Raw genomic sequence first — 24,381 nt, 5'->3', positions numbered from 1 at the left:
ACTTTCCTAACTCGGTCGGAACCCCCGACGCCAGCCACCTGGGTACGGACACAGGGGCCTCTTCCCGATCGCCGCGCGCGTGCGCGCTGCCCTCGGGAAGGTGATGTGCTCGGGAGCGTGGCGTAGACACGCCGATGGTCAAGAATACGGACCGGCCGCCCGGGGGGCAAACCGGCCCGTACGGCCCGGGGCGGGAGGGATCCCGCCCCGGGCTCGGGCACTACTCGGACGCCGTATCACCCTCGGCGGCCGCGGCCTTCTTGGCCGCCGCGCTCGTCCGCTTGGTGGCGGTCTTGCGGGCGGTGGTCTTCTTGGCCGCCGTGGCCGTCTTCTTGGCGGCGGTCTTCTTCGCGGCGGTCTTGCGGGCGGCCCGCTTCTTCGGCGCCGGGGCCTCCTCGGCGGGCGCCTCCTCCTCGGCGGGCTCCTGGGCAGCAGGCTCCTCGGCGGGCTCCTCCGCGGCCGGGGCCCCGGCGGGCTCGACGACCACGGTCTCCTCGACGACGACCTGCTCGACGGTCCCGGGCGCCGTCTCGGCGACGGCCTCCGCGACCGCCTCGGCGGCGGTCTCCGCGGCGGCCTCGACCGCCGGTGCGGCGGCGGCCAGGGCCGCCTCCAGCGCCGCGTCGGCCTTCGCCTGCAGCACCACGATCTCGGCGGCCTGCGGCGAGCCGGCCGGAGCCGTCGCCTTGCGCACCGCGCGGCGGCGGGTGCGGCCCGCCGGAGCGGCGGCCGGAGCCTCCGCTGCCTTCGGGGCCTCCGCCGGGGCGGCCTCGACCGCCGCGGCCTCCACGGCCTCCACGGCCGGGGCCTCGACGCCCGGGACCTCCAGGGCCAGCTGGCCCTCGATCTCCTCGCGCACCGGCTCGGCCTCGGCCTCGGCCACGGCCTCGGCGGGCTCCACGACCGTCTCGGCCACGGCGGCCTCGACGGCCTGCGGCTCCTCCTGGCCGGCCCCGCCCTTGCCCCGGCGACGGCGCTTGCCGCTGCCCGAGGCCTCGCCCGCGGCCGTGGCCGGGGCGTGGACGTGGGTGCTCGGCTGCTCCATGTGGACGATCACGCCGCGGCCGTTGCAGTGCACGCACGGCTCGGAGAAGGACTCCAGCAGGCCCTGGCCGACCCGCTTGCGGGTCATCTGGACCAGGCCCAGCGAGGTGACCTCGGCCACCTGGTGCTTGGTCCGGTCCCGGCCCAGGCACTCCAGCAGACGGCGCAGCACCAGGTCGCGGTTGGACTCCAGGACCATGTCGATGAAGTCGATCACGATGATGCCGCCGAGGTCGCGCAGCCGCAGCTGGCGCACGATCTCCTCGGCCGCCTCGATGTTGTTCCGGGTGACCGTCTCCTCCAGGTTCCCGCCCTGGCCGACGAACTTCCCGGTGTTGACGTCGATGACGACCATCGCCTCGGTGCGGTCGATCACCAGCGAGCCGCCGCTGGGCAGCCAGACCTTGCGGTCCAGCGCCTTCATCAGCTGCTCGTCGATCCGGTACGTGGCGAACACGTCGACCTCGGAGGTCCACCGCTGGAGCCGCTCGGCGAGGTCCGGGGCCACGTTGGAGACGTACTCGTGGATGGTCTTCCACGCCTCGTCACCGGAGACGATGACCTTGGTGAAGTCCTCGTTGAAGATGTCGCGGACGACCCGGACGGTCATGTCCGGCTCGCCGTACAGCAGCGCCGGGGCGTTGCCCGTCGCGGCCTTCTTCTGGATGTCCTCCCACTGCTGCTGGAGGCGCTGGACGTCGCGGGTCAGCTCCTCCTCGGAGGCGCCCTCGGCGGCGGTGCGCACGATCACGCCCGCGTCGTCCGGAACGATCTTCTTGAGGATCTGCTTCAGGCGCGCGCGCTCGTTCTCGGGCAGCTTGCGCGAGATGCCGGTCATCGAGCCCTCGGGCACGTACACCAGGTAGCGGCCGGGCAGCGAGATCTGGCTGGTCAGCCGGGCGCCCTTGTGGCCGATCGGGTCCTTGGAGACCTGCACCAGCACGGACTGGCCGGACTTCAGCACCGACTCGATCCGGCGCGGGCCGCCGTGGCCGCCCAGCGCGCCGAAGTTGACCTCGCCGGCGTACAGCACCGCGTTGCGGCCCTTGCCGATGTCGACGAAGGCGGCCTCCATCGACGGCAGCACGTTCTGGACCTTGCCCAGGTAGACGTTGCCCACGTACGAGGTGGCCTGCTCCTTGTTGACGTAGTGCTCGACCAGCACGCCGTCCTCGAGGACGCCGATCTGGGTCCGCTGGCCGTTCTGGCGCACCACCATGACGCGCTCGACCGACTCGCGGCGGGCCAGGAACTCGGCCTCGGTGATGATCGGCACCCGGCGACGGCCCAGCTCGCGGCCCTCGCGGCGACGCTGCTTCTTCGCCTCCAGACGGGTCGAGCCCTTGATGGACTGCACCTCGTCCGGGTCGAAGGACGGCTCGGTGGAGCGGCGGCGCGGCTCGCGCACCTTCACCACCGTGCGGACGCCGTCCTCGGTGGTCTCGGCGACCTCGACGTCACCGGCCTCACCGCTGCGGCGGCGACGGCGGCGGCGACGGCGCGACGAGGACAGGCCCGCGGCCAGGTCGTCGTCCTCGTCCTCCTCCTCGGCGACGGCCTCGGCCGGCTCCTCGGCGGTGGGCTGCTCGGCCTCGACGGCCGCGGCGGCCTCGGGTTCCTCGGCCTCGCCACGGCGGCGGCGACGGCCGCCCCGACGACGGCGGCGGGACGGACGGCCGTCCTCCTCCCACTCGCCCTCGGTCTCCGGACCGGTGGCGGGGGCTTCGGCGGCGGGCGTCTCGACCGCGGCGGGGGCCTCGACGGCCGGAGCCTGGACCGGCGCCTGGACCGGGGCCTGGGCGGCCGGCTTGCGGCGGTTCGGCTCGACCCGGGTACGGACCCGGCGGCGACGGCCGACGCCGCTGTACTCGTACTCGTCGTCCTCGCGCTCGGCGGCGGCCGGGGCCTCCGCCTGCGCCGGGGCGGCGGCGGGCTGCTGGGGCGCGGGGGGCGCCACGTAGGGGGCGGGCTCCTGGAAGACCGGGGCCTGGAAGACCGCGGTGGCCGGGCGGACGGCGCGGCGGCGCACCCGGTGGTGCGGCTCGGCCTCGGCGGCCGGAGCGGGCGCGGCGGCCGGCTCGGCGGCGGGGGCCTCGACGGCCTCCTCCTCGGCGGGCTCCTCCTCGGCGGCGGGCTCCTCGGCCACCGGCTCCTCGGCCGGGGCCTCGACCACCGGCGCGGCCTCGACCACACGGCGGCGGCGGGGGCGGCGGGCCGGGGCGGCGGGGGCCTCCTCGGCCACCGGCTCGGCGGCGGCCGGCTCCTCCACGGCGGCCGACTTGTCGGCGGGGGCCTCGGCCACGGGCGCCTCGACGGCGGGCGCGCCGGCCGGAGCCTCGGCGCGCTTGCGGGTGCGGCGGGCCCGGGCGGGCTTCTCGGCGGTCTCGGCCGGCTCGGCCTTCTCCGCCTTCTGGACCTTCTCGGCCTTCGCGCTCTTCTCGACCTGCTCAGCGCGCTCGGCCGGCTGGTCCTGCTCCGCCGCTGGGGCCGGGGCGGCCTCGGACGGGGCGGTCACGGCCGCCTCCGGGGCACCGGCCGGCGCCTCGGCACGCTTGCGGGTGCGGCGGGCCCGGACCGGCTTCTCGGCCGCCGGGGCCGGCTCGGCCGCCGGAGCCGCCGCGGCGGGCGCCTCGTGTGCCTCGGCCGGCAGCACGGTCTCGGCCGCCTCGACGGCCGCACCCTGCGGGGTGCCCGCCGGGCGGGACACCGCCCGGCGACGACGGCGCGGCGGCGCGGCGGACGCGCCCTCACCGCCGGCGGCGGGGGATTCGTTCTGTTCCGTGGCCGCAGTCTGCTGCGGATCGGTGTTATCGAGCATGCGGGTGGATCTCCCGTCAGGCCCCCGGGCTCCACATCCGGGCACGGCTCGGCACCGGTGGGCGGCCGGCATCTCGACGATGCTCGGGCCGGACCCTTTCACGGTGCCGCCGCGCGGACGCGAGGCCGCACAGGGGCTCGTAGTCTCGCTCGGCGCCCCGCACGCGGCGGGGTGTCGAAAGTCTTCTGGTCTGACCAGTCTTCTGAGGTTTTCCCAAGCTGCGCCGTCCCCCAACCCCGGGTGGCTCCCGGACGGGGCCCCGGGCCACCGACCGTCCTGGTCGGCGGCCCCGAGTGGCCGGCCTGTGCTGCGACGACGCTCGCTCCCCTGGGGAGCCGCGGGAACCCTGGAGGACCGTCGGGTCCAGTGAGGCACTGGACCAGGCCTCCGCCCGCTAGGCGGACGCGGTGCGCGCGGCCCGGCGGCCGTTTCTCAGCCAGTCGGGGCCGCGGCGCGGTCGAGCGCCAGCGGGTCGGTCACCGTGCCGGACTCCTCGTCGAGCGGCCCCTGCGCCAGCCTGGTCACCTCTGCGGGGACCGGCGGCGCCAGGTCGGCCGTCGCACGGAGACCGGACAATACGTCGTCGGGTCGTACGGCGGGTGTGGCGTGTCGTACTACCAGGCGCAGTATCGCACAGGGACGGCCGGTCCGAACATCGTGGTCGGTTCCGGAGGTGGTGTCCGCACCGGCGGCGACCTGCGGCTCGACGACTCCGAGCGCGGCCACCGCGCCCCGCGCGTCGAAGACCCGCACGCCGTTCTTGGTCCGGCGCTCGACCTCGATCCGCTCCTCGGCGAGGAACTTCTCCACCGCGCGGGCCGCCTCGTCCGGCTCGACGCCGTCGAGCCGGACCAGCCATTCGGAGGCCTCGAGGCGCTCCACGAAGTTCGGCGTCCGCACCTCGACCGCGTCGATCACGTCCAGACCTGCCGGCAGCGACTCGTCCAGTTGCGCCCGCAGCTGCTCCGGGTCACGGACGGCGGCCAGGCCGATCTCCAGGAACTCCGCCTCGCTCGCCACCCCGGTCGGGGCCGCGTTGGCGTAGGAGACCTTCGGGTGCGGGGTGAAGCCGGCCGAGTAGGCCATCGGAACGGCGGACCGGCGCAGGGCGCGCTCGAAGGCGCGCTGGAAGTCGCGGTGGCTGGTGAAGCGGAGCCGGCCGCGCTTGGTGTAGCGGAGACGAATCCGCTGCACCGTCGGCGCGGGCGGCGGACCGTCGGGCGTACGGCGTGCCAGGGTCGCTCAGTCCTTTAGTCAAGTTTCCCCGTCCGGCGCGGCGGGCTCCCGCCACTGTCCGGACTCTGTCACCTCAAAGGGTACGCGCCCCGCCGCACCCCTCGCCCCGCCCCTGGCCCGCCACACACCCCGGCCCCCGCCCGGCTCGCACCGGACGGGGGCCGACGGGCCTGCGGCGCCTACTTGTTGACGACCGTCAGCGGCAGCAGCTTCTTGCCGGTGGGGCCGATCTGGATGTGAGTGTCCATCTGCGGCCGTATGGACATGGATCCAAAAGTCTCGCTAGCGTCCCTGCCATGGGACGAGGTGCGAAGCGCGCCGCATCGGCGCAGCGACAGCAGCAGTACGACGTGGACGCCGAGTGGTCGCCGGCGGACCTCAGACTCCTGAAGGATCTGAAGCGGGCGGAGGCGCTCCTGCCCGAGGACGCTCCTCGGGCTCTCCTCTCCATCCGGCTGAGTGTTCTCACGGACGAGACCACGTCGCCGGTCCGCCAGGAGCTGGACCTACGGATGCTGGCCCGAGACATGGGGGTGCGGGTCGTAGGAGTGGCGAGCGACCTCAACGTGAGCGCCACCAAGGTGCCGCCGTGGAAGCGCAAGCAGCTCGGGGACTGGCTGAACAACCGGGCGCCCGAGTTCGACGTCCTGCTGTTCTGGAAGCTCGACCGCTTCGTACGCCGCCTCTCGGACCTCAGCACCATGATCGAGTGGTGCCTCAAGTACGGGAAGAACCTGGTCTCCAAGAACGACGCCATCGACCTGACCACCGTGGTCGGGAAAGTCATGATCACCCTGATCGGCGGGATCGCGGAGATCGAGGCCGCCAATACCTCCACCCGGGTCACCAGCCTGTGGGACTACGCCAAGACCCAGGAGGAGTGGCTGGTCGGCAAGCCGGCCTACGGCTACCGGACAGTCGTGGACGAGCACGGCCGCACCGTCCTGGCCATCGACGAGACCGCTTACAAGGTGCTGCACTGGAGTCGCCGGCGGGCGTCGAAGATCTCCGCGTCGCGTCAGGTTCGGATCATCAAGCGCGCAGGCGTGCCGGGATCCGAGGGGCTGACCACATCCACCCATCTCCGGAGACTCAGGAACCCCGCTCTCATGGGGTACCGGGTAGAGGAGGACAAGAGCGGCATCGGACGGAAGTCGAAGCAGGTCCTCGGTAAGGACGGCAGGTCGATCAAGGTCGCCGAGCCGATCTTCACGGAGGACGAGTTCACGCAGCTCGGCAGGGACCTCGACAGATGGGGGAAGAACCAGCCCGCCCGGCAGGAAGGCGGCGCCACCAAGTTCCTCGGGGTCTTCGTGTGCGACGACTGCAGCACCAACATCACGGTGCAGGTCACGACCACCAAGGGCGTCCAGTACAAGTACATGCGCTGCGGCGGCTGCAAGGGCGGCGGAGCCGGAGTGAACGACCCGGACAGCGTCTACGCCGCACTTGTCCAGGACGTCCTCAAGGTGCTCGGCGACGAACCGGTCATGGTCCGGGAGTATGCCAAGGGAGCTGAGGCCTTGAAGCGGAAGAAGCAGTTGGAGGAGTCCATCTCCTATTACATGAAGGGCCTGGAGCCCGGCGGACGCTTCGCACGCACCACCTTCACCCGCGAGCAGGCCGAGGAGACCCTGAACCAGCTCATCGACGAGCTAGCGACCATCGACCCCGAGTCCACCCAGGACCGGTGGGTCAACGCCGCCAACGGCAAGACCTTCCGTGAGCACTGGGAGGCGGGCGGCATGGAAGCCATGGCAGCCGACCTGCTCCGTGTGGGCGTTACCTGCAAGGTCACCCGCACCAAGGTCCCGGGCCAGCGACAGCCCACCGTGCACCTCAAGCTCAGGATCCCCAAGGACTACCGCGATCGCCTGGTCATCAAGGAGGACGACTTCGCGAGCAAGCTCTGACGCCGACAGCCCCCGTCATCGTGGCGGGGGCTGTCGCGGTCAGTGCTTGGCGGAGTCGTACGGCTCCTCGTGACCCTCATCGTCCACGATGACGATCTCGCTCTCGATGTCTGGGGGCCGGCGCGCCTTCCGTGGCACCGCCTCGCGCGAAGCCGTCGCTGCTCTGGCCCCCGCTTGCTCGGCCGTCACGCTCTCTCCCCTGCCCGTTCCACACGGGCGACCTCCCGATTGGTGGCGAGGTCTTCGGCGATACCGGCGGCGACGAGCGCTTCGGCCGGGGTGTGACCGGTTCCGACGAACCGCCAGGCACTCTCAACCACGGTCTCGTCGTCCCGGTCGGTGTAGAGGCCGCGGGCGTGTGCGGCCGGCGCGGCTCTGAGCTGCCCGTATGTAGTGGAGTAGGCCAGCGTCTTGGTGAGGCAGTGCCCCCGGTACCCGAGCATGTGGGCCCAGGCGCGAAGTCGCAGGTGTCGCAGCTCCGGCAGGCCGCCGAGGCGCCAGGCTGTGGCGATGAGGGCACGGACATGCGGGCTGACGCGCAACGCCTGTATCTCCGCCAGCGACTCGATGCGGCGGTCAACAGCGCCAGCGGCCTCCACGCTCTTGCTCGTGTACTTGGCGACGTAGGCCGCCACCGCATCGTCAGAGATCAGCCCGCCGCCCCCCTATATAAGGGGATGCGCGTCCAGCTGGGTACCGAAGCTGAGCCGTCCGCCGCCGTAAGCCACCGACTCGGGGCACGGGAGTGCCACGGCGGTGGCCGCCGAGCGCACGGCTTCCGAGAGGAGGTCCCCTGTTGCCCAGGGCGGAGGCGGAGTAGTGGAACCATCCGGGCCGTCGAGCCTGACGACGGCGTGGAAGTGGACGGCGCCGCGCTTCTGATACTCGGCAACCTTGGCAGCGGAGACCCTGACCAGGGTGCGCACCTCGGACCGGCCGACGCCCGCCCGGGCAGCGAGGTGGTGGTAGAGGTTGTCGCGGAAGGCCTTCCACAGGGCCGGGGCCATGGAGTTCCACAGGACGTGCCTGGGGTAGTCGTAGCAGTCCACGCAAAGCGGCTGCCCGACGATGGGGTCAGCGTCCGGATGGGTTCGACCGCAACCGTGCTGACCCCCATGCTCACACCTTCTGCGCCGGGCCGAGTGGCAGCTACCCGCCCAGTGGACCGGTCCGAAGGAGGGCGCGGTCAGGGTGACGAACAACCGCGGGTGCGTCCGTACGGTCTCCGGGACGCCTTTGCCACCGACCAGGCCGGAGCGGACCAGGTGGAAGGTGTCGCCGCTGTGCTCCCGGGAGCAGGGCGCACAGCGGGAGGCCCGGCGGTTGCGGCAGCGGACGGCGAGCCAGCCACCGGGTTCGGTGGCGGTCGAGTAGTGGCGCAGAACCTCACCGGTGTCGGGGTCGACCGTGGTGGTGTGCCCGGCGAGGTGCACCGGTTCGGCGCAGCCACCGGTGGCGCGGATCTGCTCCAGCCACCGGTTCAGGTCCGGCATCGCGCCGAGGCGGACGAAGTCCTGGTCGATGAGAGGCAGTTGGCGCAACCGCGCCTCCCGGTCGAGGAAGGCGCGGCGTGCGGTGGGGTCGGCGTACGGGTTGGAGCTGTCGGTCATGGCGGGTGTCTCCAGGGCCAGGGTTCGCCGGGCCCCGGCCGGGCCAGACATGCGGTGGCGCGGCCGGGGGTAGCGGTGGGGTGGGCGGGCTGGATGGTTGGTCGGGTTGGCACGGTGATCGCGCCTTTCAGGTGGTGTGGGTGAGGCCTTGGACGAGCCAGGTCACGGCGTAGACGACGGGGTCCGCCCAGCCGATGCGGTCCAGGTAGATGCCGAGGACGCCGACGAGGAGCACGTGCCAGACCTTGAGTTCGCCGGAGCGGACCAGGAGGTAGGTGACGAGGGCCAGGACTGCGGTCAGGACGAGTACGCCGCCCATCAGACGTAGACCCCTTCGTTCGGTTCGTCCGCCGTGTGGAGGCCCGGCCAGGACGGAGCCAGCCGGGCGTACTTCCGCGCCGCTCGACGCGCCTGCTCGGGGGTGATGCGGACGGACCGGGCGCGGATCCACAGGCCGTCGGCGCCGACCGTGATGGCGACGCCCTGCTCGGCGGCGGTGATCTGCTGAGCGGCGGCCAGGGCGTCCTTGTCGAGATCGCCGAGCGCCATCTCCGCCGTCCCGGCATCGTTCACCCGGTGGCAGACCCGGCCGGCCAGCTGCGCCCGCAGGGCGGTCACGCCGGGCCCGAGGTCCGAGCCGACCCGTTGCCCGGCGACCACCAGGTGGACGCCCAGCGCGGCGCCGAGCTGGGCGAGCCGGAGCAGGTTGGTGGAGATCTCCCCCACCTCCGCCTTGTCCTCCCTGGTCGCGACCAGGTACAGCTCCGCGACCTCGTCCACGATGACGACGACGGGCATCTTGCGGAGCTTCGGCGGCAGGTCCCAGATGGACCGGGCCCCGACCGAGCGGCAGAGCTGCATGCGCGCTTCGGTCTCCGCGACCAACTCCGCGAGCAGGTGGGCGGCTTCCGCCCGGGTGGCCGCGAGGGCCGACAACCGGTCCTCGAACAGGGACAGTTCCATGCCGCCCTTGAGGTCGATGCCGAACAGGGCGACGCGCTGCGGGGCGAGTTCCTTCACCAGCGCGGCGATGAGGGTGGACTTGCCGGAGCGGGTCGCCCCGACGATCAGCCAGTGCGGTGCCCGCCGCAGGTCGATCGTCCAGGCCCGGCCGTCCTCCAGCAGGCCGACCACCGCCCGCAGCAGCCGTTCCTTCAAGCGGTACGGAGCCACCGGCGCGATCAGCGGGTTCCAGGCGAGTGCCGAGAGGGTGACGAACCCGCGCCCGTCCGCGACCAGCCGCACAGCGTGCACCCGCCAGGCATGAGTGAACGCGTCGATCGCTTCCGCGAAATGCTCGGGCACCTGCCCGGGGTGAAGCCGCACCCGCACGTCGACGCCGCCACGCCGGTACTTCGCCACACCAAGTCGGGGAGGCGTCGGCCGCAGCGGATCCCCGCGAACCATCAGGTCACCCACCCGGGCCCGCGACGGACGCTTGGCCACGGCGAGACCGAGGTTCGTGGTCAGGCGCCGCCACGTCACACGGACGCGGATCACCGTGGCGGGGTAGCCGAGCAGGTACCACCACAGATACGGATAGCTGCGCCGCAGCACCGGAGCCATGCTGAGCGCGATCAGCACGGTCGCCAGCATCATCACCCACAGCAGCTGGAGGACGATCACGGCCTTTCCCCGTTCTCCATCGCCGCGTTGTGCGCTTCGGTCTCCAGATCACGAGCCCGGCCCGCGGCCTTGGTGGCGACGACGGCGATGTGGTCGAAGAGCTGGACCCCCTCGGCGTCGCGCCCGAACGGGTCGACCTCCTCGGCCAGGTCACCGAGTTCTCGCAGCAGGCCCCGCAGCTTCACGCGGGTCGCACTGCTCATCAGGCGTCGCCGCCCTTGCGCGAAGCCGCCGGAGCAGCGACCGGAACGGGGGTGATGGCGTCAGCGCGGAAGGACAGGCCGTGCCGGTCCCCCATCGCCCAGGAGAAGGCGGTCAGGCCGGTGACGTGCACCCGCACACCCTCGACCACGCCGACCGGTTCGCCGGACACGCTGATCTCGATGATCGAGGCCCGCCGGCCGTCCTGCCGGACCGCGGCCCCGACCGTGTAGACGGTCTGGCCGTCCCGGTCTTTCCTGACCTCCCCGGTCTCACGGTTCGCCACCCGCGCCTCAGGGGCGACGATGCAGGTCATCGTGCCGAGCCGGGTTCCGTCCACGGGAATGGACTGCATGAGCACACACTCCTCTGACACCAAAGGCCGCATGACGTCAGCCGTCAAACGTACTTACCTTTGGCGATGATGCTCCTCCTTGACGCCCCGACGCAAGCGATTCATGCTTACGTTTAACGGCTAGCAACTGATGACAGACCTAGAGATGCCGCCCGACCAGGGCAAACGGCCACACACGAACCCTCGAAAACGACACGGCACACGCGAAGCGGGCCCCTCCCCCGGCGCCCGCACCAAGGGGTCAACACTATGGCGATCATTCGGAACGAGGCACTGCACAAGCAGGTGGCGGCGGCGATGCGCCAGTCCATCGCCACCGGCGAGTGGCCCCCCGGCACCCAGCTGCCCACCGAAACCGATCTCGCCGAGACCTACGGCGTCTCCCGACCGACCGTCAGGCTCGCCGTCGCCGCCCTCCGCAGCGAGGGTCAGTTGGACGTGAAGCAAGGCCGCGGCACCTTCGTCCGCGCCGCCGTCCACGGCCCGAGCGCCAACCTGGACCGGACCATCGCCGACCAGGGCAACACCTTCTCAACGCCCTTCGACGCCTGGTTCGACCGCGCCGAAGAGCCCACGGTCTACCGCTCCCGCACCGACGCCATCACCGCGCCGCTGCTGGAGATGGACCAGGACGAACTGATGCTCGGCTGCGACCGCCTCCTCACCGCCCCCACCGGCGACGGCCGCGCCCTCCACCGCCTCCTGCTCCCCATGGAACGCATCGAGGCCACCCCGCTCGCCCAACACCCCGCCGCCACCCCGACCGAGGCCTACGCTACGCTCACCGCCGCCGGCCACGCCCTCACCTGGCGCGAACGGGTCAGCGCCCGCATCCCCCAGCCCGACGAGCGCGAAGCCCTCCAACTCTCCGAGGCCGCCGTCCTCCTGGTCGCCCACCGCATCACCTGCGACCAGGCTACCGACCTCCCCCTCCTCCTCGAAGAGACCCGCCTCGGCGCCGAAACCACCGCCCTCACCTACGCCATCGACGCCCACAAGCCCAGCCGAACCGCAGGAGCGTGACCGCTCAAGTCTTTGAAGTTGCGACGAGTTAGCTCGGTCCGCCAGCTGCCCGTCTGGCAGCGGCACGGGCTGTCGTGGCGTTGGCTGCCGAGTTCACGCGAGCAACGTGAGCTCGCCGAGAGACGTCCCCGCCAAAGGCACTCCAGCCATAGAGCGACGCCAGCACCCCTGCAACAGCCGCAGCCCACGCGGACACTGTCGCTGTGAACCGAGCCATCAGGGCTGGCGGAGCAGCAACCAGACGGCCCCTGGTCTGCGAAGCCGTGATGGCGCACCGCTCCGACCAGAGCTCGAAGAACTGAGCAAGACGGGCAAAGAATGCCGCAATAAGGGCTATCAATGCATAGGTAAGAACAAAACCCATACCGATTCGCTCGCCGACTCCGGGAACTGCCCCACCTGGGGCCATCGGCCATCCCATCATCTCGTGGAGGCTGCCGTAAGCAAAGCCTGGCGCGAAGATCAAGCAGGCCACCATTGAGCCGCCAACACCGTCATAGTCGGTCTCATCCGACTGCGGCTGCGGAACCCCGTCGCCTGACGAGACAGGATCAGAGGCCTTCTTGCCGTAAGGCGGCAGGAAGATCTGCCAGAGGCCACCGTGGACGCTTCCACCAACAAACGTGCCAGAGCCGTGGTTGTGCTGCTCCTTTGGCTCACCGTCCGTCATCAGGACCGCCGCCTTGTTGGATGGTCAGACCGCCGTATACGTTCCCGCCAACGAAGGTGCCCGTTCCCGTGTTGTGCTGGTTCCACACACTCGACACCGCAGACCCGGGTCGCCCAAGGCCATCGACTTCGCCCAGAAGGTCGCGGTGGTCAGACAGGTACTGCGCCAGAACTTCCGTCCATGCCGCAGCCGCGGCGGCCCTCGCGCCGTCCCCGCCAGAAGACAGCTCAGCCGCAGTCGCGTTCACAGCCTCCATCGCTGCGCGCTGCTCCTGGGGCGTGCCACGTCGGAAGAAGTGACCGACTGCGACCTGCATCTTTCCGGCACCCCACGTTGCAATCGCCGCAACAAGCGTTCCTGCTGCACCAGTTGCCACCGCCGTGACTTCAGCGTCGTACATGATCGAGAAAACTCCCCGCCCTGTGGCCGCATCTAGGAGCAAGAACCTACCTCCCGACACCGACGCCTGGTGCCGGTTCTCCTGAAGCACGGGCTGTCAGCACGTAAGGCGTCGCAACTCTTCTTCACTTACTCAAGGGCGGGCACAGCGCGCAGCGCGCGGCCCTGCCGCTCGCCGCCGCTCCTGTCTCCGCCCCGCGCCGGCGGCGGCAGGCCGCGCCCACCGAACGTGCGACCCAGAGGGCGCCGAGGTTAGAACCCGCCGTGGCTGAGGCCGGGCGGCTCCGCGGTTTTACCCACCTCCCCGGGCCGGGACCCGCGTCGAGCAAGAACGGGGGGCCACTCGGCCAAACTGCGGTCAGGCCCAAAAGCCCTGACCGAGTCGCAGCAGCTTACGGCCCCCCGATCATGCTCGACCCCAAACCAGGCAGGACACCGACCAAAACCGCTACACCACCCGCGCGTCAAGGCTGGCGGAATTCTCGAAGTGACAGACACGGGAGCGTTTGGCCGCTAACATCTTCCGCGCTTGGCCAGTGGGACGGCATGTGTTGGTGCTTGAGGGGGATAGGTGGCGACTCAAGAAGAACAGGACCTAGGTCCGGTTGAGCTCCAGCTTGAACAGAGCAGAGCCATCCTGGTTATCGAAAAAAACATTCGTGAAGCCAAAATTGATCGATTCCGCTATTTTTCAGTATACTCCGCAGCCCCGATCTTCACCCTCCTCCTATTTATTGGGAACGTCGCATTTTGGGGTCACATTAGCCTGTGGCGGATAAACATTGCATGCATCCCTATCGATTTGATTCTGATTTGGATGGCGATTGGCATGGTGGCGTCCGATACGACAGATTGGAGTTCGAGTTACATAGCAAGCCAGAAGCTGGAGCTGGAGCTGGCGCACGAGAGGAAGAGATTGCTGGCCGCTCACCTAAATCTCGACCTCTCTTCACGCAGGCATATCTATCGAGAGAGCATCCCCAGTGCGATCGAGAGATATCAGCGAAGTGGGACTCGATACAGAGCCATCCACAATACGTTCCAAAGTGTGATCATCATGGGATCATTGGCTACGTCAACGATCGCCGCGCTCGGGGACTCGATCGCCAGGGGAAAGCTACTTACGGTGGCCGCCAGCATCTCCGTCGGAATCTCTGCTGGATTTACTGGCTACTTCAAGTATCGCGAGCGAAGCTTCTATCTACAACAGACGGCCGATGCTCTCGAAGAAGAGCTCAATTCGGTAAATCTGAAGATCGGACGCTATCGCTCTATCGCGGACGACGAGGATGCGCTTGCCGATTTTACCGAGCGGGTCGAAATCTTGCAGAATGAGCAGCGGAAACGTCAGCAACAGCTTGACCAACCAGCGCAGGGCGCTTCGCCTGGCGAATGATTATGCCGTAGAAGCGTAACTGGCCGCGCCACAGGCCCGTCTCGCGGCCCGCCAGCCGGCGGCGTAGTCCACGCCCGGCAGCCACACCCACGAGCCCGGGTCGAGGCTCGCCGCCAACTCCGCACCGAAGTCGTCGTCCCCGTCCAACTGGTTCCCCAACTCCCCTGGTCAAGAAGCGAACCGGCCATCCGTGCACAGACATGCCGAGGAGCCCGATACCATCGGCACCGGGTTCCAACCCACCGGACCACCCCTCTCCCGCCAAGGTCTTGGGGTGGTCCGGCACGTCTTCACTTGTCCCTGATCAGGTCAGGTGCGCTCCCGCGTCGGCCCCTCGGAGTCGAAGATCCGGCGGAACAGTTCCGTCTCACTGAGGCTGAGCAGCGGGCCCTCAACTCCGGACTCCTCGCGGCAGATCCGCCGTAGCAGCTGCGATCGCTGCTCATCAGCGAAGCCCGGCTCGTCACACCACGCCATCACGTCACGGTGCGCAACTCGCCGCCCCGGCGAGACGGCCCGTACGGGCCAGGAGAACTGGCCGTTCAACAGCCACCAGGTCGAGGCCCGGTTCCACCAAGCCCGCAGGCGCCGAATCACCGCGGCTCCTCGGGGCCGGCGGGGTACAGGCGGACCACCGTCGGGCTCAGGTCGAGGAAGGCCAGGGCCCGCACCTCCCCGTGCGTCGCCAACCGGTGCCCGATCGCCTGCGCCTTCGACGGACCGAGCAGCTCGGCGAAGTACCCCTGTTGGTCCGGGCTGAGCGGGAGTGCGTCCAACGTCGTCAGAACCGCGGCCATCGCGTCCGGCAGCTTGTTGAACCGCGCGGGCGAGGTCACGCCCCGGACCTCCACGATCACCGGGAACGGGTACGGGGAGCCCGCCTCCGGACCGGATCCTCCGGCCGCCGCAACGGTGTCCGTACCCGGTTCGCCGTGGTCTCGAAGCGGCATCACTTCCCGGTCACCTCCCCCGCACGGCGCGGGTGCCACAGGTGGACCCGGACCGTCCGGCCGTTCACCACGATGGTCCGGGTCGCCGCCTTCAACAGCCCCGAACCGCAGTAGAAGCACCGGGTCGCCGCAGACCCGGACGCCCGCTTGTTCACGACGCACCGCCTTCCGGGCCCACCAGAGCCCAAACGATCTTTCCGATGCCCTCCGGCCGAGGCATGACGCCCCACTCGACCGACAGGCCCTCCACCAGGCACAGCCCCCGGCCCGACTCGGAGTCGACACCCACGGACCGCCGGATCACCGGCTTCTCGCTGCTCGCGTCGTGCACCTCCAGCCGGAGGTGATCGAGCACCATCTCGAAGCGGACGTAGATCCGCCGCCCCTTGGGCACCCTGGCGTGCTTCACCGCGTTGCTCACCAACTCGCCGAGCACGATGACGGCGTCCTCCGCGAGGAGGTGTCCGCCCGGCGCGCGGGCCAGGAAGATACGGAGGTGCAGGCGGGCCACGCCGACCGACCTTCGATGCCGGGTGAGCCTCACCTCGAACGCGGGTATCCCGCCGTCCGTCTCAGGCGACTCAGCAGTGCCCTGGGGTTCTCCCAAGCTGATCAAAGCGCACCACCCTCCGGTGCCCACGGGGACGATCAGGCCCGGATGCTCCGGCCCTCATCACCAGGCTGCCGAGGGAGAGTGCGAACTTCGTACCCAAGGTGATTACCCAATGTGGGTAAACTCACAGGTAATCAACTTCCTTGCAGCGTCTATCGATCGACAGCGGGGGCTGTGGTGACCGATGCTCGCGTTCCGGACCGGCTCCCGGCCGGTCTGCTCTCCAATCCGGAGATGATCGCGGCCTGCCGAAGACGAGACTTCGCCTCGGTGTTCCGACTGCTCAAGCTGGCCGGGATCTACCCCTCGCTCATCGCCCGCGCCTGCGACATGACACCGAGCCGCGTCGGCGAGATCGCGTCCGGGAAGCGCAGGATCGAGAAGATCGAGCTCATCGAACGGATCGCGGACAGGCTGCACATCCCCGGGCACATGCTCGGGCTGGCCGCCCGGGAGTGGGAGCAGGAGACGCCCCTCCCGTCGCCAGGGCGCCGAGCGCCAGCACCGTCCGCCGACGGGCGGCGCCTCAACTCGCCGATCGACCCCGAGTTCTTCGTCAGCCACCTTCGCGGCGTCATGCCCGGCCACTACCGGGCCGCGAACCTGCTCGGCTCCCGCCACGCACTCGACGCGGTGACCCGGCACGTCCAGTTCCTCGACCGCATCCAGCAGAACACCGGCGGCCGCGACCGGGACGAGCTCCTCGTCATCGGTGCCCGCACGGCCGAGTTCCTGGGCTGGCTGAACCAGGATCTCGGGGACTTCGACCAGGCCCTGTACTGGTCGGACCGCGCCATGGAGTGGGCGCAGGAGGCGGGTGACGACGTCATGGCCGCCTACGTGCTCTTCCGCAAGAGCAACCAGGCCACCGCCCGACGCGACGCCCAGAAGGCCATCAGCCTCGCCCGCGCCGCACAACGAGCGGCCGGCGCCACCCTCCGCATCCGCGCACTGGCCGCCCAGCAGGAGGCCCAGGGCCACACCCTCATGGGTAACCAGCGCTTCGCTCAGGCGAAGTTCGACGAGGCGCACGAGCTCGCCGCCGAGCCGGATGACTCGCACGCGGACGACGCGCTCGACCTGGCGTACTGCACACCGACGTACATCGAGATGCAGCGCGCGAACTGCCTGATCGAACTCGGAGATCCCCGGACGGCCGTGGGGATGTTCGAGGCCGAGCTCCAGGCCCTGCCGCCGATCTACCGCAACGACCAGGGTGTGTACCTCTCCCGGCTGGCGCGCGCCTACGCGGTCTCCGGCGAGCCGGAGCAGGCGGCCACCGCGGCCGACCGGGCGCTTTCGATCGCCCTCGACACCGAGTCCGCCCGCGCCATATCCGAATTGTCCTCAGCCGGTGCGGCGCTCCGCCGGTGGAGCACCGTACCCGAAGTAGCCACGTTTACCGGCCGTTTGACCCTGATGATCGGTGGGTCTCCCTCTCGACCGTTGCCGACCTGATGAGAGAGGCTGGCCCCATGGACGCACTGATCACGGCCGCCACCTCCGCAGACGAGCGCCGGCGCGGCGCCAAGGTCGCCGTGCTGCCGGTAGGCAGCTTCGAGCAGCACGGCGATCACCTGCCCCTGACCACCGACACCGTCGTCGCCAGCCTGATCGCCCAACGGATCGCCACCGACTACGACCTGTTCCTCCTGCCGCCCGTCACGCTGTCCTGCTCGCACGAGCACGCCCACATGCCGGGCACCGTCAGCATCGGCGCCGCCACGCTCTACGCCGTGATCAACGACATCTGGAAGTCGCTCCGGGCATCCGGAGTCCCCGGCCTGTTGATCGTAAACGGGCACGGCGGGAACTACGTCCTCTCGAACGTCGTCCAAGAGGCCAACACCGAAGGCCCGCGCATCGCCCTCTTCCCCGTCCGCGAGGACTGGCACCGAGCCCGCGAAGCCGCCGGACTGGAAAGCAGCGGTGCCGAGGACATGCATGGCGGAGAGCTTGAGGTGTCCCTCCTCCTCCACGGCGCGCCCCACCTCATCCGCGACGGCATCGAGGGCGACGATCACGATGCCCCGGAACGCCCCCACCTCCTCACCGTCGGTATGGCCGGCTACACCCAGAACGGCATCATCGGCCGCCCGTCGCTCGGAACACCGGATAAGGGCAAAGCCATTCTTGAGAGCCTGTCCAAGTCGGCCGCCGCACACCTGTCAATCATAGGGGGTAGCTAACAGCGGTCGGCCTCAAAAGCGGGCAGCTTCTCACGAAGCGCAAGCGCCGTCCTCGGCGGAAACCGAGAGAGACGTTCCAAGATCCGCCAGTTCAGCGCAGGACACCGTCCGACCCATACCCGTGCATCACACGGTGCTCCCTAAGGCGTCTCCGGTCGACTTCGTGCCCCGCTACCTCCCGAAGTCGACCGACCACGGAACTGTCAGATCGCTTCACCACGGTCAGATCGTCGTTGATCATCAGCATGCCGAAATCGAAGAGCACATGGTGGTTCGCACAAAGGCAGAGGACATTGCTGACGATGTCTGGACCACGATGCGGAGCCCCCAGGGGAACGATGTGGGCCGCCTCTGCATAAGCGCCGGTCGGAGACTCTAGTCGGACACCACACACTTGACACGTGTAATCGTGCGCACGTTTGACGTAGTTGGCGACCGCAGTGCTCCGGACAATGCGTTGGATCGCCGTTTCCAACCGGCTGCGAGGTGCTTCCTCACCTACGACGGAGTCCGCCACCGAACCCGCATCTCGAGCAGCCACCACCTGTCCGCCCGGGGGAAGCGAGACCAAACGAAACCGCCAGACCCGATAGCCCGAACGAGATTCTTCCGACCAGACATCCTCAACCCTGAACAGCCCGTCATATCGATATCCACCGTCAACCGCACGAACAACCCGGACAGGTGCACCAGTGGTCGCACTTGTCGCCAAGGCTGCATTGCCGCGTGTCAGTTCCTGGTTCCGTACCTGCCGGCCAGTCTCAGGGTCTCGTCCGCCCTGCCCGGTATAGATGATCACATCGCCGTGATCTTCGTCATCCTCATGCCTTCCGCTGACCACAATCGATTCGGCACCGAGCTCAGCCGTTCCTGTGATCCCTGATTGCATCGCCCGGTGCACACGGGCACGGGAGAGCGTCATCCGGTTGTCGAACTGCTGCCCCAGACGAACACCCGGTACTGCACCAATACCGTCAGGGAAGGGGGCGTACTCGACGGCGGGCTGCCCGGCGGGCAGAGCGGAAGCCATCTCCCTGACTCTGTCCCTCTCCTCTTTCCGCGCTGTACGCGCCCTGAAGAGCACTTCGCCGATGAAGGTCTCGCGGGCAGCAGTCAACCACTCGCCATCGTCATCGCAGACCTCCGACAGCCCTTCGAAGAGCTCACGGAGCCGTTCCTCTGTCGGGATGGTCCGTCCATCCAGATAGGAGTCGAGCGTCCGGGCGCTGAGGTCGCAGTGCCGGGCCACTCGCTCAGTCGACGGGCCGCCAGCCCTGTCCCACAGCTGCCGCAGCCTCCGCGTGAAGTCCTCCTCTTCTGGCGTGCGACCCGCCGTCGCCGAACCTCGACGCCTAGCCTCCTCCGCTAGGTCCTCTTCGGCGGCGCGCCGGCGCTGACGCCACGACTCACGCTCCGATAGCCCACGATCACCCCAAGCCTCGACCATGAGGTCTAGATTCCTGATGCTCGGTAGGCGGGATCCCCTCAACGCCTCGTAGACGGCAGTCCGGGACGCGCCGAGCGCCACCGCCGAGTCAACGGTTCCCTGAGCCCGTTCCTGAAGTTCGCGGAGCTGGCGAGCGAAGGACGCCAAGGGTCCGTTCCCACTCAACGGAAGCCTGCGCGACACGCCATCACTGTGAAGTACATCACAATCCCCTCGCCAATGACTGTGACACAAGCCACACTGATGGGCCCTCATGATCACCTGACCTGGGGCTATATCAAGGTATCCCAGTACCGCGATGTTTTCTGCGGGATTTCGAACTGCGGGCGCTCTGGCATCGTGTCCAGTGTCGGTTGAGCCATACGCCCCGGAAGGAGCGACGGCTCCCTGCGCCAACAGGAAGCCGTCATCACTCGTAGCCCCATCTAGAACATCCGGAGAACTACATGCACGAGGGTACGGGGAGTCCCGTGTCCACCGGAAGCGCCCAAGCTGCGGGCTTCACACCGCAGCGGGCAGCCTCCCGCTGGCTAGCTCCGGCCGGCGTCGCCGCAACTGGCGTAGGCCCGATCGCGGCTGGCTTCCAGAGCAACACCACAGTCGCTGTCATCTCAGCGGCGCCAGGCCTGATCTTGGTGACGTTGCTGTTCTTCGGCGTCGTCTGCCCAGCCGTCTGGTCGAGGAAGGCGCAGCGCCAGAAGGCAGCGCTCAACGTGCTCAACGCCCTAATCGGGCGGAGCGCCGCCACTGCGCCCATCCGCCGATAGGGCGACTTTCGGCAGCCTCGGGACGGGGCCTCCGTTCTGCGGCCAGCGCCGGACAGCTCTCTACCCGCCCGGGCATAGCAAGGACGCCCGACAGGCACAAAGCCCTCCCCGATCGGATCGGGGAGGGCTCCACGCATCGCTCAAGGGGTCAGACCCACTCGATCGAGGACTCGACGCCCGGGGCACTCCGGGCGGCGGGCAGAGGGGTCCTCCGGCCGCCTTGCCGGGCCTCTCCGGGGGCGGGGGCGGGCCCGTCCGGAGCACGGCTCACACCGAGCGCGCCCAGGACGAGCTCCCGCTCACCCTCCGAGAGACTGTGAAGTAAGTCACACAGCTCGCTCACCGTGTCACTCACGCCGCCGCCTACTTCTGCTGGTCAGCGCTGTTGACGACGCTCAGCGGAAGCAGCTTCTTGCCCGTCGGGCCGATTTGTATGGCCGTGTCCATCTGGGGGCACACGCCGCAGTCGAAGCACGGGGTCCAGCGGCAGTCGTCGACCTCGACCTCCTCCAGGGCGTCCTGCCAGTCCTCCCACAGCCAGTCCTTGTCGAGGCCGCTGTCCAGGTGGTCCCAGGGCAGCACCTCCTCGTAGGTGCGCTCGCGGGTGGTGTACCAGTCGACGTCGACGCCGGTGCCGGCCAGGCCCTTCTCCGCGCAGGCCATCCAGCGGTCGTACGAGAAGTACTCGCGCCAGCCGTCGAAGCGGCCGCCGTCCTCGTAGACGGCCCGGATGACGGCGCCGACCCGGCGGTCGCCGCGGGAGAGCAGGCCCTCGATGATGCCCGGCTTGCCGTCGTGGTAGCGGTAGCCGATGTTCTTGCCGTACTTGCGGTCGCCGCGGATCGAGTCGCGCAGCTTGGCCAGGCGGGCGTCGGTGGCCTCGGCGGACAGCTGCGGGGCCCACTGGAACGGGGTGTGCGGCTTGGGCACGAACCCGCCGATGGAGACGGTGCAGCGGATGTCGTTCTGGCCGGTGACCTCGCGGCCCTTCTGGATGACGTTCTTCGCCATCTCGCCGATCTGGAGCACGTCCTCGTCGGTCTCGGTGGGCAGGCCGCACATGAAGTACAGCTTCACCTGGCGCCAGCCGTTGCCGTAGGCGGTGGCGACGGTGCGGATCAGGTCCTCCTCCGACACCATCTTGTTGATCACCTTGCGCATGCGCTCGCTGCCGCCCTCGGGGGCGAAGGTGAGGCCGGAGCGGCGCCCGTTGCGGGACAGCTCGTTGGCGAGGTCGATGTTGAAGGCGTCGACGCGGGTGGACGGCAGCGACAGGCCGATCTTGTCCTCGGTGTAGCGGTCGGCCAGGCCCTTGGCGATCTCCCCGATCTCGGTGTGGTCGGCGCTGGACAGCGACAGCAGGCCGACCTCCTCGAAGCCGGTCGCCTTCAGCCCGCGCTCGACCATCTCGCCGATGCCGGTGATGCTTCGCTCCCGCACGGGGCGCGTGATCATGCCGGCCTGGCAGAAGCGGCAGCCGCGGGTGCAGCCGCGGAAGATCTCGACGGACATCCGCTCGTGCACCGTCTCCGCGAGCGGGACCAGCGGCTGCTTGGGGTACGGCCACTCGTCCAGGTCCATGACGGTGTGCTTGGACACCCGCCACGGCACGCCCGGGGCGTTCGGCACGACGCGGCCGATCCGGCCGTCGGCGAGGTACTCCACGTCGTAGAACTTCGGGACGTACACCCCGCCGGTCCGGGCCAGGCGCAGCAGCAGCTCGTCGCGGCCGCCGGGGCGGCCCTCGGCCTTCCAGGCGCGGATGATCTCCGTGATGTCGAGGACGGCCTGCTCGCCGTCGCCGATCACCGCGCAGTCCAGGAAGTCCGCGATGGGCTCCGGGTTGAAGGCCGCGTGGCCGCCGGCGAGGACGATCGGGTCCTCGTCGGTGCGGTCCTTGGCCTCCAGCGGGATGCCGGCCAGGTCGAGCGCGGTCAGCATGTTGGTGTAGCCGAGCTCGGTGGAGAACGAGAGGCCGAACACGTCGAAGGCCTTCACCGGGCGGTGGGCGTCGACGGTGAACTGCGGGACGCCGTGCTCCCGCATCAGCGCCTCCAGGTCCGGCCAGACGCTGTAGGTGCGCTCGGCCAGCACGCCCTCGCGCTCGTTGAGCACCTCGTAGAGGATCATGACGCCCTGGTTGGGCAGGCCGACCTCGTAGGCGTCGGGGTACATCAACGCCCAGCGGACGTCGCAGGCGTCCCAGTCCTTGACGGTCGAGTTGAGCTCGCCGCCGACGTACTGGATCGGCTTCTGGACGTGCGGGAGGAGGGCCTCCAGGCGTGGGAAGACCGATTCGACAGTCATGTACTAGGAACCCTTACGACGTGATTCGGTGCCGCGATCCGGCACGGGAGGGGTGACCCTCAAGGGTAGCCCAATCCGGGGAACGGCCCGTCGGCCCGGGAGCCGGGCGCGGGCGCCGGCCCGCGGCGCGCGCCCGGCCGCGGTCCCCGCCACGGCACCCGCCGGTGGCCGCCCCGGCACGCAGGGTGCGCGGGCGCCGCCGGGCGCCGTCCGCCGTTGACACGCCCGAACGGCGCGTGCGGTACTGACGGGGCCCTGCCCGAGCCCTGTACCCCCTTCCGGAGACGGGAGTTGGGTCGTACGCTCGGCCCGCGCCGACTCCCCGGCGGCCCGTCCCCCGTCCCGCGAGGCCCCCTCCCCCGGCCCCGCAGAGCCCGTCCCCGGCCCGCAGGCCGCGTCCGGTGGCGCAGCACGCCCGCGCCCCGGCGGCCGTACGACCGGTCGCAAGGAGAACCATGACCGACACCGGTCGGCGGGTCCGGCCCCTGCGGACCCTCGACACCGGGCCGGCCCGCTACCCCACGCAGGCCCAGGCCGAATCCGCGGCGCGACGGCTCGCCCTGCGCCGCCCGGACCGCTGCCGGCTGCGCGAGGTCGGCCGCTCCCGGGCCGGGCGCCCGCTGCTGCTGCTCTCGGTCGACCGCGGCCCGCGGGCCGTCCTCGTGGTGGGCGGCCCGCACCCCAACGAGCCGGTCGGCACGGCCGCCGCCGTCCGGCTGGCCGAGGTGCTGCTGGAGCGCCCCGCCCGGCCCGGCCTGTCCTGGCACCTGCTGCTGTGCCTGGATCCGGACGGCGCCGCGCTCAACGCGGGCTGGCTGGACGGGCCGCTCACCATGGGCCGCCACTACGAGCACTTCTTCCGCCCGGCCTTCGAGGAGCAGCCCGAACTGCTGCCCGCCCCCGGCTCCGGCCGGGCGCCGATGCCGGAGAGCCTCGCACTGACCCGGCTGATCGACGAGCTGCGCCCGTTCCTGCAGTGCTCGCTGCACGGCGTGGACTTCGGTGGCACCTTCGTCCAGCTGACCGGCCCGGTGCCGGGGCTGTCCGAGCGCTTCGCCCGCTCCGCCGACCGGGCGGGCCTGCCGCTCGACGTGGACTCCTACGACGCCGTCGGCTGGGCCAGCCCCGCGCCCGGCACCTACCTGATGCCGCAGCTGGGCAGCGGGCGCGCCTCGCGGGCGCTGCCGGACGAGCCCGAGCTGTCGACCTGGTCCTATCCGGCCCGGTACGGCGGGATCACCGCGGTGCTGGAGGTGCCGATGTGGGCGGTGGACGCCGTCGGCGACGCCGGCCCGCATCCGGCCGGGCCGCAGGCCGTCCGCGAGGCGGCCCGTGCGCTGACCGCGCGCACCGCGGAGCTCGGCGAGCTGCTCGCCGAGGTCCCGGCCCGGGCCGGGGAGGCGCACGGCGCGCTGGTGCGCACCGTCGAGTTCAACCTGGCGGTCGCCCCGCGGGTCGCCGAGGAGTGGCTGGAGCTGTGGTGCCCGGGGCCGGTGAGCGTCTCCCGGGCGACCACCGCCGGGCTGGTCGCCGCCCGGCTGCCGCTGCGGGTCGCCTCGGTCCTGCTGCGCCTGCTGTCCGAGGCCCGCGGGCCGGCCGCCGAGGCCGCCCGGGAGCGCGCCCGTGCCGTGGTCGCCGACAGCCTGGACCGGCTGCGCCACCGTTTCGGTGCGCGCTGGGTCCCGGTGCAGGAGCAGCTGGCCCACCAGACCCGCGCGGTGCTCACCGCCGCCGACTGCCTGCTGAACCAGATCTGACGCACTGTCAACTAATTGAACAGCAGCAAAAAGGGCCGGTCCGGAGAGCACTCCGGACCG

The 24,381-nt window shown here is 70.0% G+C and carries 18 protein-coding genes and 1 pseudogene; 6 read left to right on the top strand and 13 right to left on the bottom strand.

Annotated elements, in window-relative coordinates:
• Positions 1-220 precede the first annotated feature (220 nt).
• Positions 221-3,862 carry a ribonuclease E/G gene (locus tag ACGF07_RS22735; RefSeq protein ID WP_392901500.1) on the bottom strand — a complete coding sequence of 1,214 codons (3,642 nt, stop codon included), beginning with the start codon at positions 3,860-3,862 and terminating at the stop codon, positions 221-223.
• Positions 3,863-4,294: 432 nt separating this feature from the next.
• Entirely contained in the window at positions 4,295-5,056 is a 762-nt protein-coding gene (locus tag ACGF07_RS22730) for a TIGR03936 family radical SAM-associated protein (protein WP_350741869.1), read from the bottom strand.
• Positions 5,057-5,394: 338 nt separating this feature from the next.
• Between ACGF07_RS22730 and ACGF07_RS22725 the strand changes: the two genes are divergently transcribed.
• Positions 5,395-7,011, top strand: a complete 1,617-nt coding sequence (locus ACGF07_RS22725) for a recombinase family protein (protein WP_392901498.1) — start codon at positions 5,395-5,397, stop codon at positions 7,009-7,011.
• A 185-nt stretch (positions 7,012-7,196) separates the two neighbouring features.
• On the opposite strand, the pseudogene ACGF07_RS22720 reads toward ACGF07_RS22725, so the two are convergent.
• The 5 genes and pseudogenes from ACGF07_RS22720 to ACGF07_RS22700 all read right to left on the bottom strand — a co-directional run bounded on the left by ACGF07_RS22720 (position 7,197) and on the right by ACGF07_RS22700 (position 10,803).
• Positions 7,197-8,504 (bottom strand): annotated as a pseudogene (locus tag ACGF07_RS22720) (replication initiator).
• A 244-nt stretch (positions 8,505-8,748) separates the two neighbouring features.
• Positions 8,749-8,940, bottom strand: a complete 192-nt coding sequence (locus tag ACGF07_RS22715) for a hypothetical protein (protein ID WP_392901496.1) — start codon at positions 8,938-8,940, stop codon at positions 8,749-8,751.
• Positions 8,940-10,247, bottom strand: coding sequence for an FtsK/SpoIIIE domain-containing protein (locus tag ACGF07_RS22710; RefSeq protein ID WP_392901494.1), 1,308 nt, complete (start codon positions 10,245-10,247; stop codon positions 8,940-8,942). The genes ACGF07_RS22715 and ACGF07_RS22710 overlap by 1 nt, the downstream gene beginning before the upstream one ends.
• Positions 10,244-10,450: a hypothetical protein gene (locus tag ACGF07_RS22705; protein WP_392901492.1), complete on the bottom strand. Its 207-nt coding sequence runs from the start codon at positions 10,448-10,450 to the stop codon at positions 10,244-10,246. Before ACGF07_RS22705 ends, ACGF07_RS22710 begins: the two co-directional genes overlap by 4 nt.
• Complete coding sequence (locus tag ACGF07_RS22700; protein ID WP_392901490.1) at positions 10,450-10,803, bottom strand: hypothetical protein; 354 nt, start codon at positions 10,801-10,803, stop codon at positions 10,450-10,452. The genes ACGF07_RS22705 and ACGF07_RS22700 overlap by 1 nt, the downstream gene beginning before the upstream one ends.
• Before the next feature lie 249 nt (positions 10,804-11,052).
• Here ACGF07_RS22700 and ACGF07_RS22695 point away from each other — a divergent pair, with 249 nt between their 5' ends.
• Positions 11,053-11,826 (top strand): GntR family transcriptional regulator, encoded by a 774-nt coding sequence (locus tag ACGF07_RS22695; protein WP_392901488.1) that lies wholly within the window; start codon positions 11,053-11,055, stop codon positions 11,824-11,826.
• Positions 11,827-12,482: 656 nt separating this feature from the next.
• On the opposite strand, the gene ACGF07_RS22690 is transcribed toward ACGF07_RS22695, so the two are convergent.
• Entirely contained in the window at positions 12,483-12,896 is a 414-nt protein-coding gene (locus ACGF07_RS22690; protein ID WP_392901486.1) for a hypothetical protein, read from the bottom strand.
• A gap of 570 nt (positions 12,897-13,466) precedes the next feature.
• Here ACGF07_RS22690 and ACGF07_RS22685 point away from each other — a divergent pair.
• The gene (locus tag ACGF07_RS22685; RefSeq protein ID WP_392901484.1) at positions 13,467-14,291 is read left to right on the top strand and encodes an SLATT domain-containing protein; all 825 of its coding nucleotides are present in this window, start codon (positions 13,467-13,469) and stop codon (positions 14,289-14,291) included.
• 309 nt (positions 14,292-14,600) lie between these two features.
• Here the strand turns inward: ACGF07_RS22685 and ACGF07_RS22680 are convergent, their stop codons facing one another.
• From ACGF07_RS22680 to ACGF07_RS22670, 3 genes are all read right to left on the bottom strand, one after another.
• Complete coding sequence (locus ACGF07_RS22680) at positions 14,601-14,768, bottom strand: hypothetical protein (RefSeq protein ID WP_392901482.1); 168 nt, start codon at positions 14,766-14,768, stop codon at positions 14,601-14,603.
• A gap of 116 nt (positions 14,769-14,884) precedes the next feature.
• A complete protein-coding gene (locus tag ACGF07_RS22675) occupies positions 14,885-15,241 on the bottom strand; it encodes a hypothetical protein (RefSeq protein WP_392901480.1) in 357 nt (118 codons plus the stop codon).
• 151 nt (positions 15,242-15,392) lie between these two features.
• Positions 15,393-15,752 carry an ATP-binding protein gene (locus ACGF07_RS22670; RefSeq protein ID WP_392901478.1) on the bottom strand — a complete coding sequence of 120 codons (360 nt, stop codon included), beginning with the start codon at positions 15,750-15,752 and terminating at the stop codon, positions 15,393-15,395.
• Positions 15,753-16,031: 279 nt separating this feature from the next.
• On the opposite strand from ACGF07_RS22670, the gene ACGF07_RS22665 reads away from it, so the two are divergent.
• Together ACGF07_RS22665 and ACGF07_RS22660 are read left to right on the top strand one after the other, a co-directional pair.
• Positions 16,032-17,312 (top strand): hypothetical protein, encoded by a 1,281-nt coding sequence (locus ACGF07_RS22665; protein WP_392901476.1) that lies wholly within the window; start codon positions 16,032-16,034, stop codon positions 17,310-17,312.
• A gap of 17 nt (positions 17,313-17,329) precedes the next feature.
• Positions 17,330-18,043 carry a creatininase family protein gene (locus ACGF07_RS22660; RefSeq protein WP_392901475.1) on the top strand — a complete coding sequence of 238 codons (714 nt, stop codon included), beginning with the start codon at positions 17,330-17,332 and terminating at the stop codon, positions 18,041-18,043.
• 91 nt (positions 18,044-18,134) lie between these two features.
• On the opposite strand, the gene ACGF07_RS22655 is transcribed toward ACGF07_RS22660, so the two are convergent.
• Both ACGF07_RS22655 and ACGF07_RS22650 read right to left on the bottom strand, forming a co-directional pair.
• Positions 18,135-19,292, bottom strand: a complete 1,158-nt coding sequence (locus tag ACGF07_RS22655; protein ID WP_392901474.1) for a YDG/SRA domain-containing protein — start codon at positions 19,290-19,292, stop codon at positions 18,135-18,137.
• 1,328 nt (positions 19,293-20,620) lie between these two features.
• Positions 20,621-22,564: a TIGR03960 family B12-binding radical SAM protein gene (locus ACGF07_RS22650; RefSeq protein ID WP_392901473.1), complete on the bottom strand. Its 1,944-nt coding sequence runs from the start codon at positions 22,562-22,564 to the stop codon at positions 20,621-20,623.
• 455 nt (positions 22,565-23,019) lie between these two features.
• Between ACGF07_RS22650 and ACGF07_RS22645 the strand changes: the two genes are divergently transcribed.
• Positions 23,020-24,321, top strand: coding sequence for a M14 family zinc carboxypeptidase (locus tag ACGF07_RS22645; RefSeq protein ID WP_392901472.1), 1,302 nt, complete (start codon positions 23,020-23,022; stop codon positions 24,319-24,321).
• Positions 24,322-24,381: the final 60 nt, after the last annotated feature.

It is taken from the genome of Kitasatospora sp. NPDC048194 (assembly GCF_043202455.1).
Taxonomy (GTDB): Bacteria; Actinomycetota; Actinomycetes; order Streptomycetales; family Streptomycetaceae; genus Kitasatospora.
This window is presented reverse-complemented; position numbering and strand designations above follow the sequence as displayed.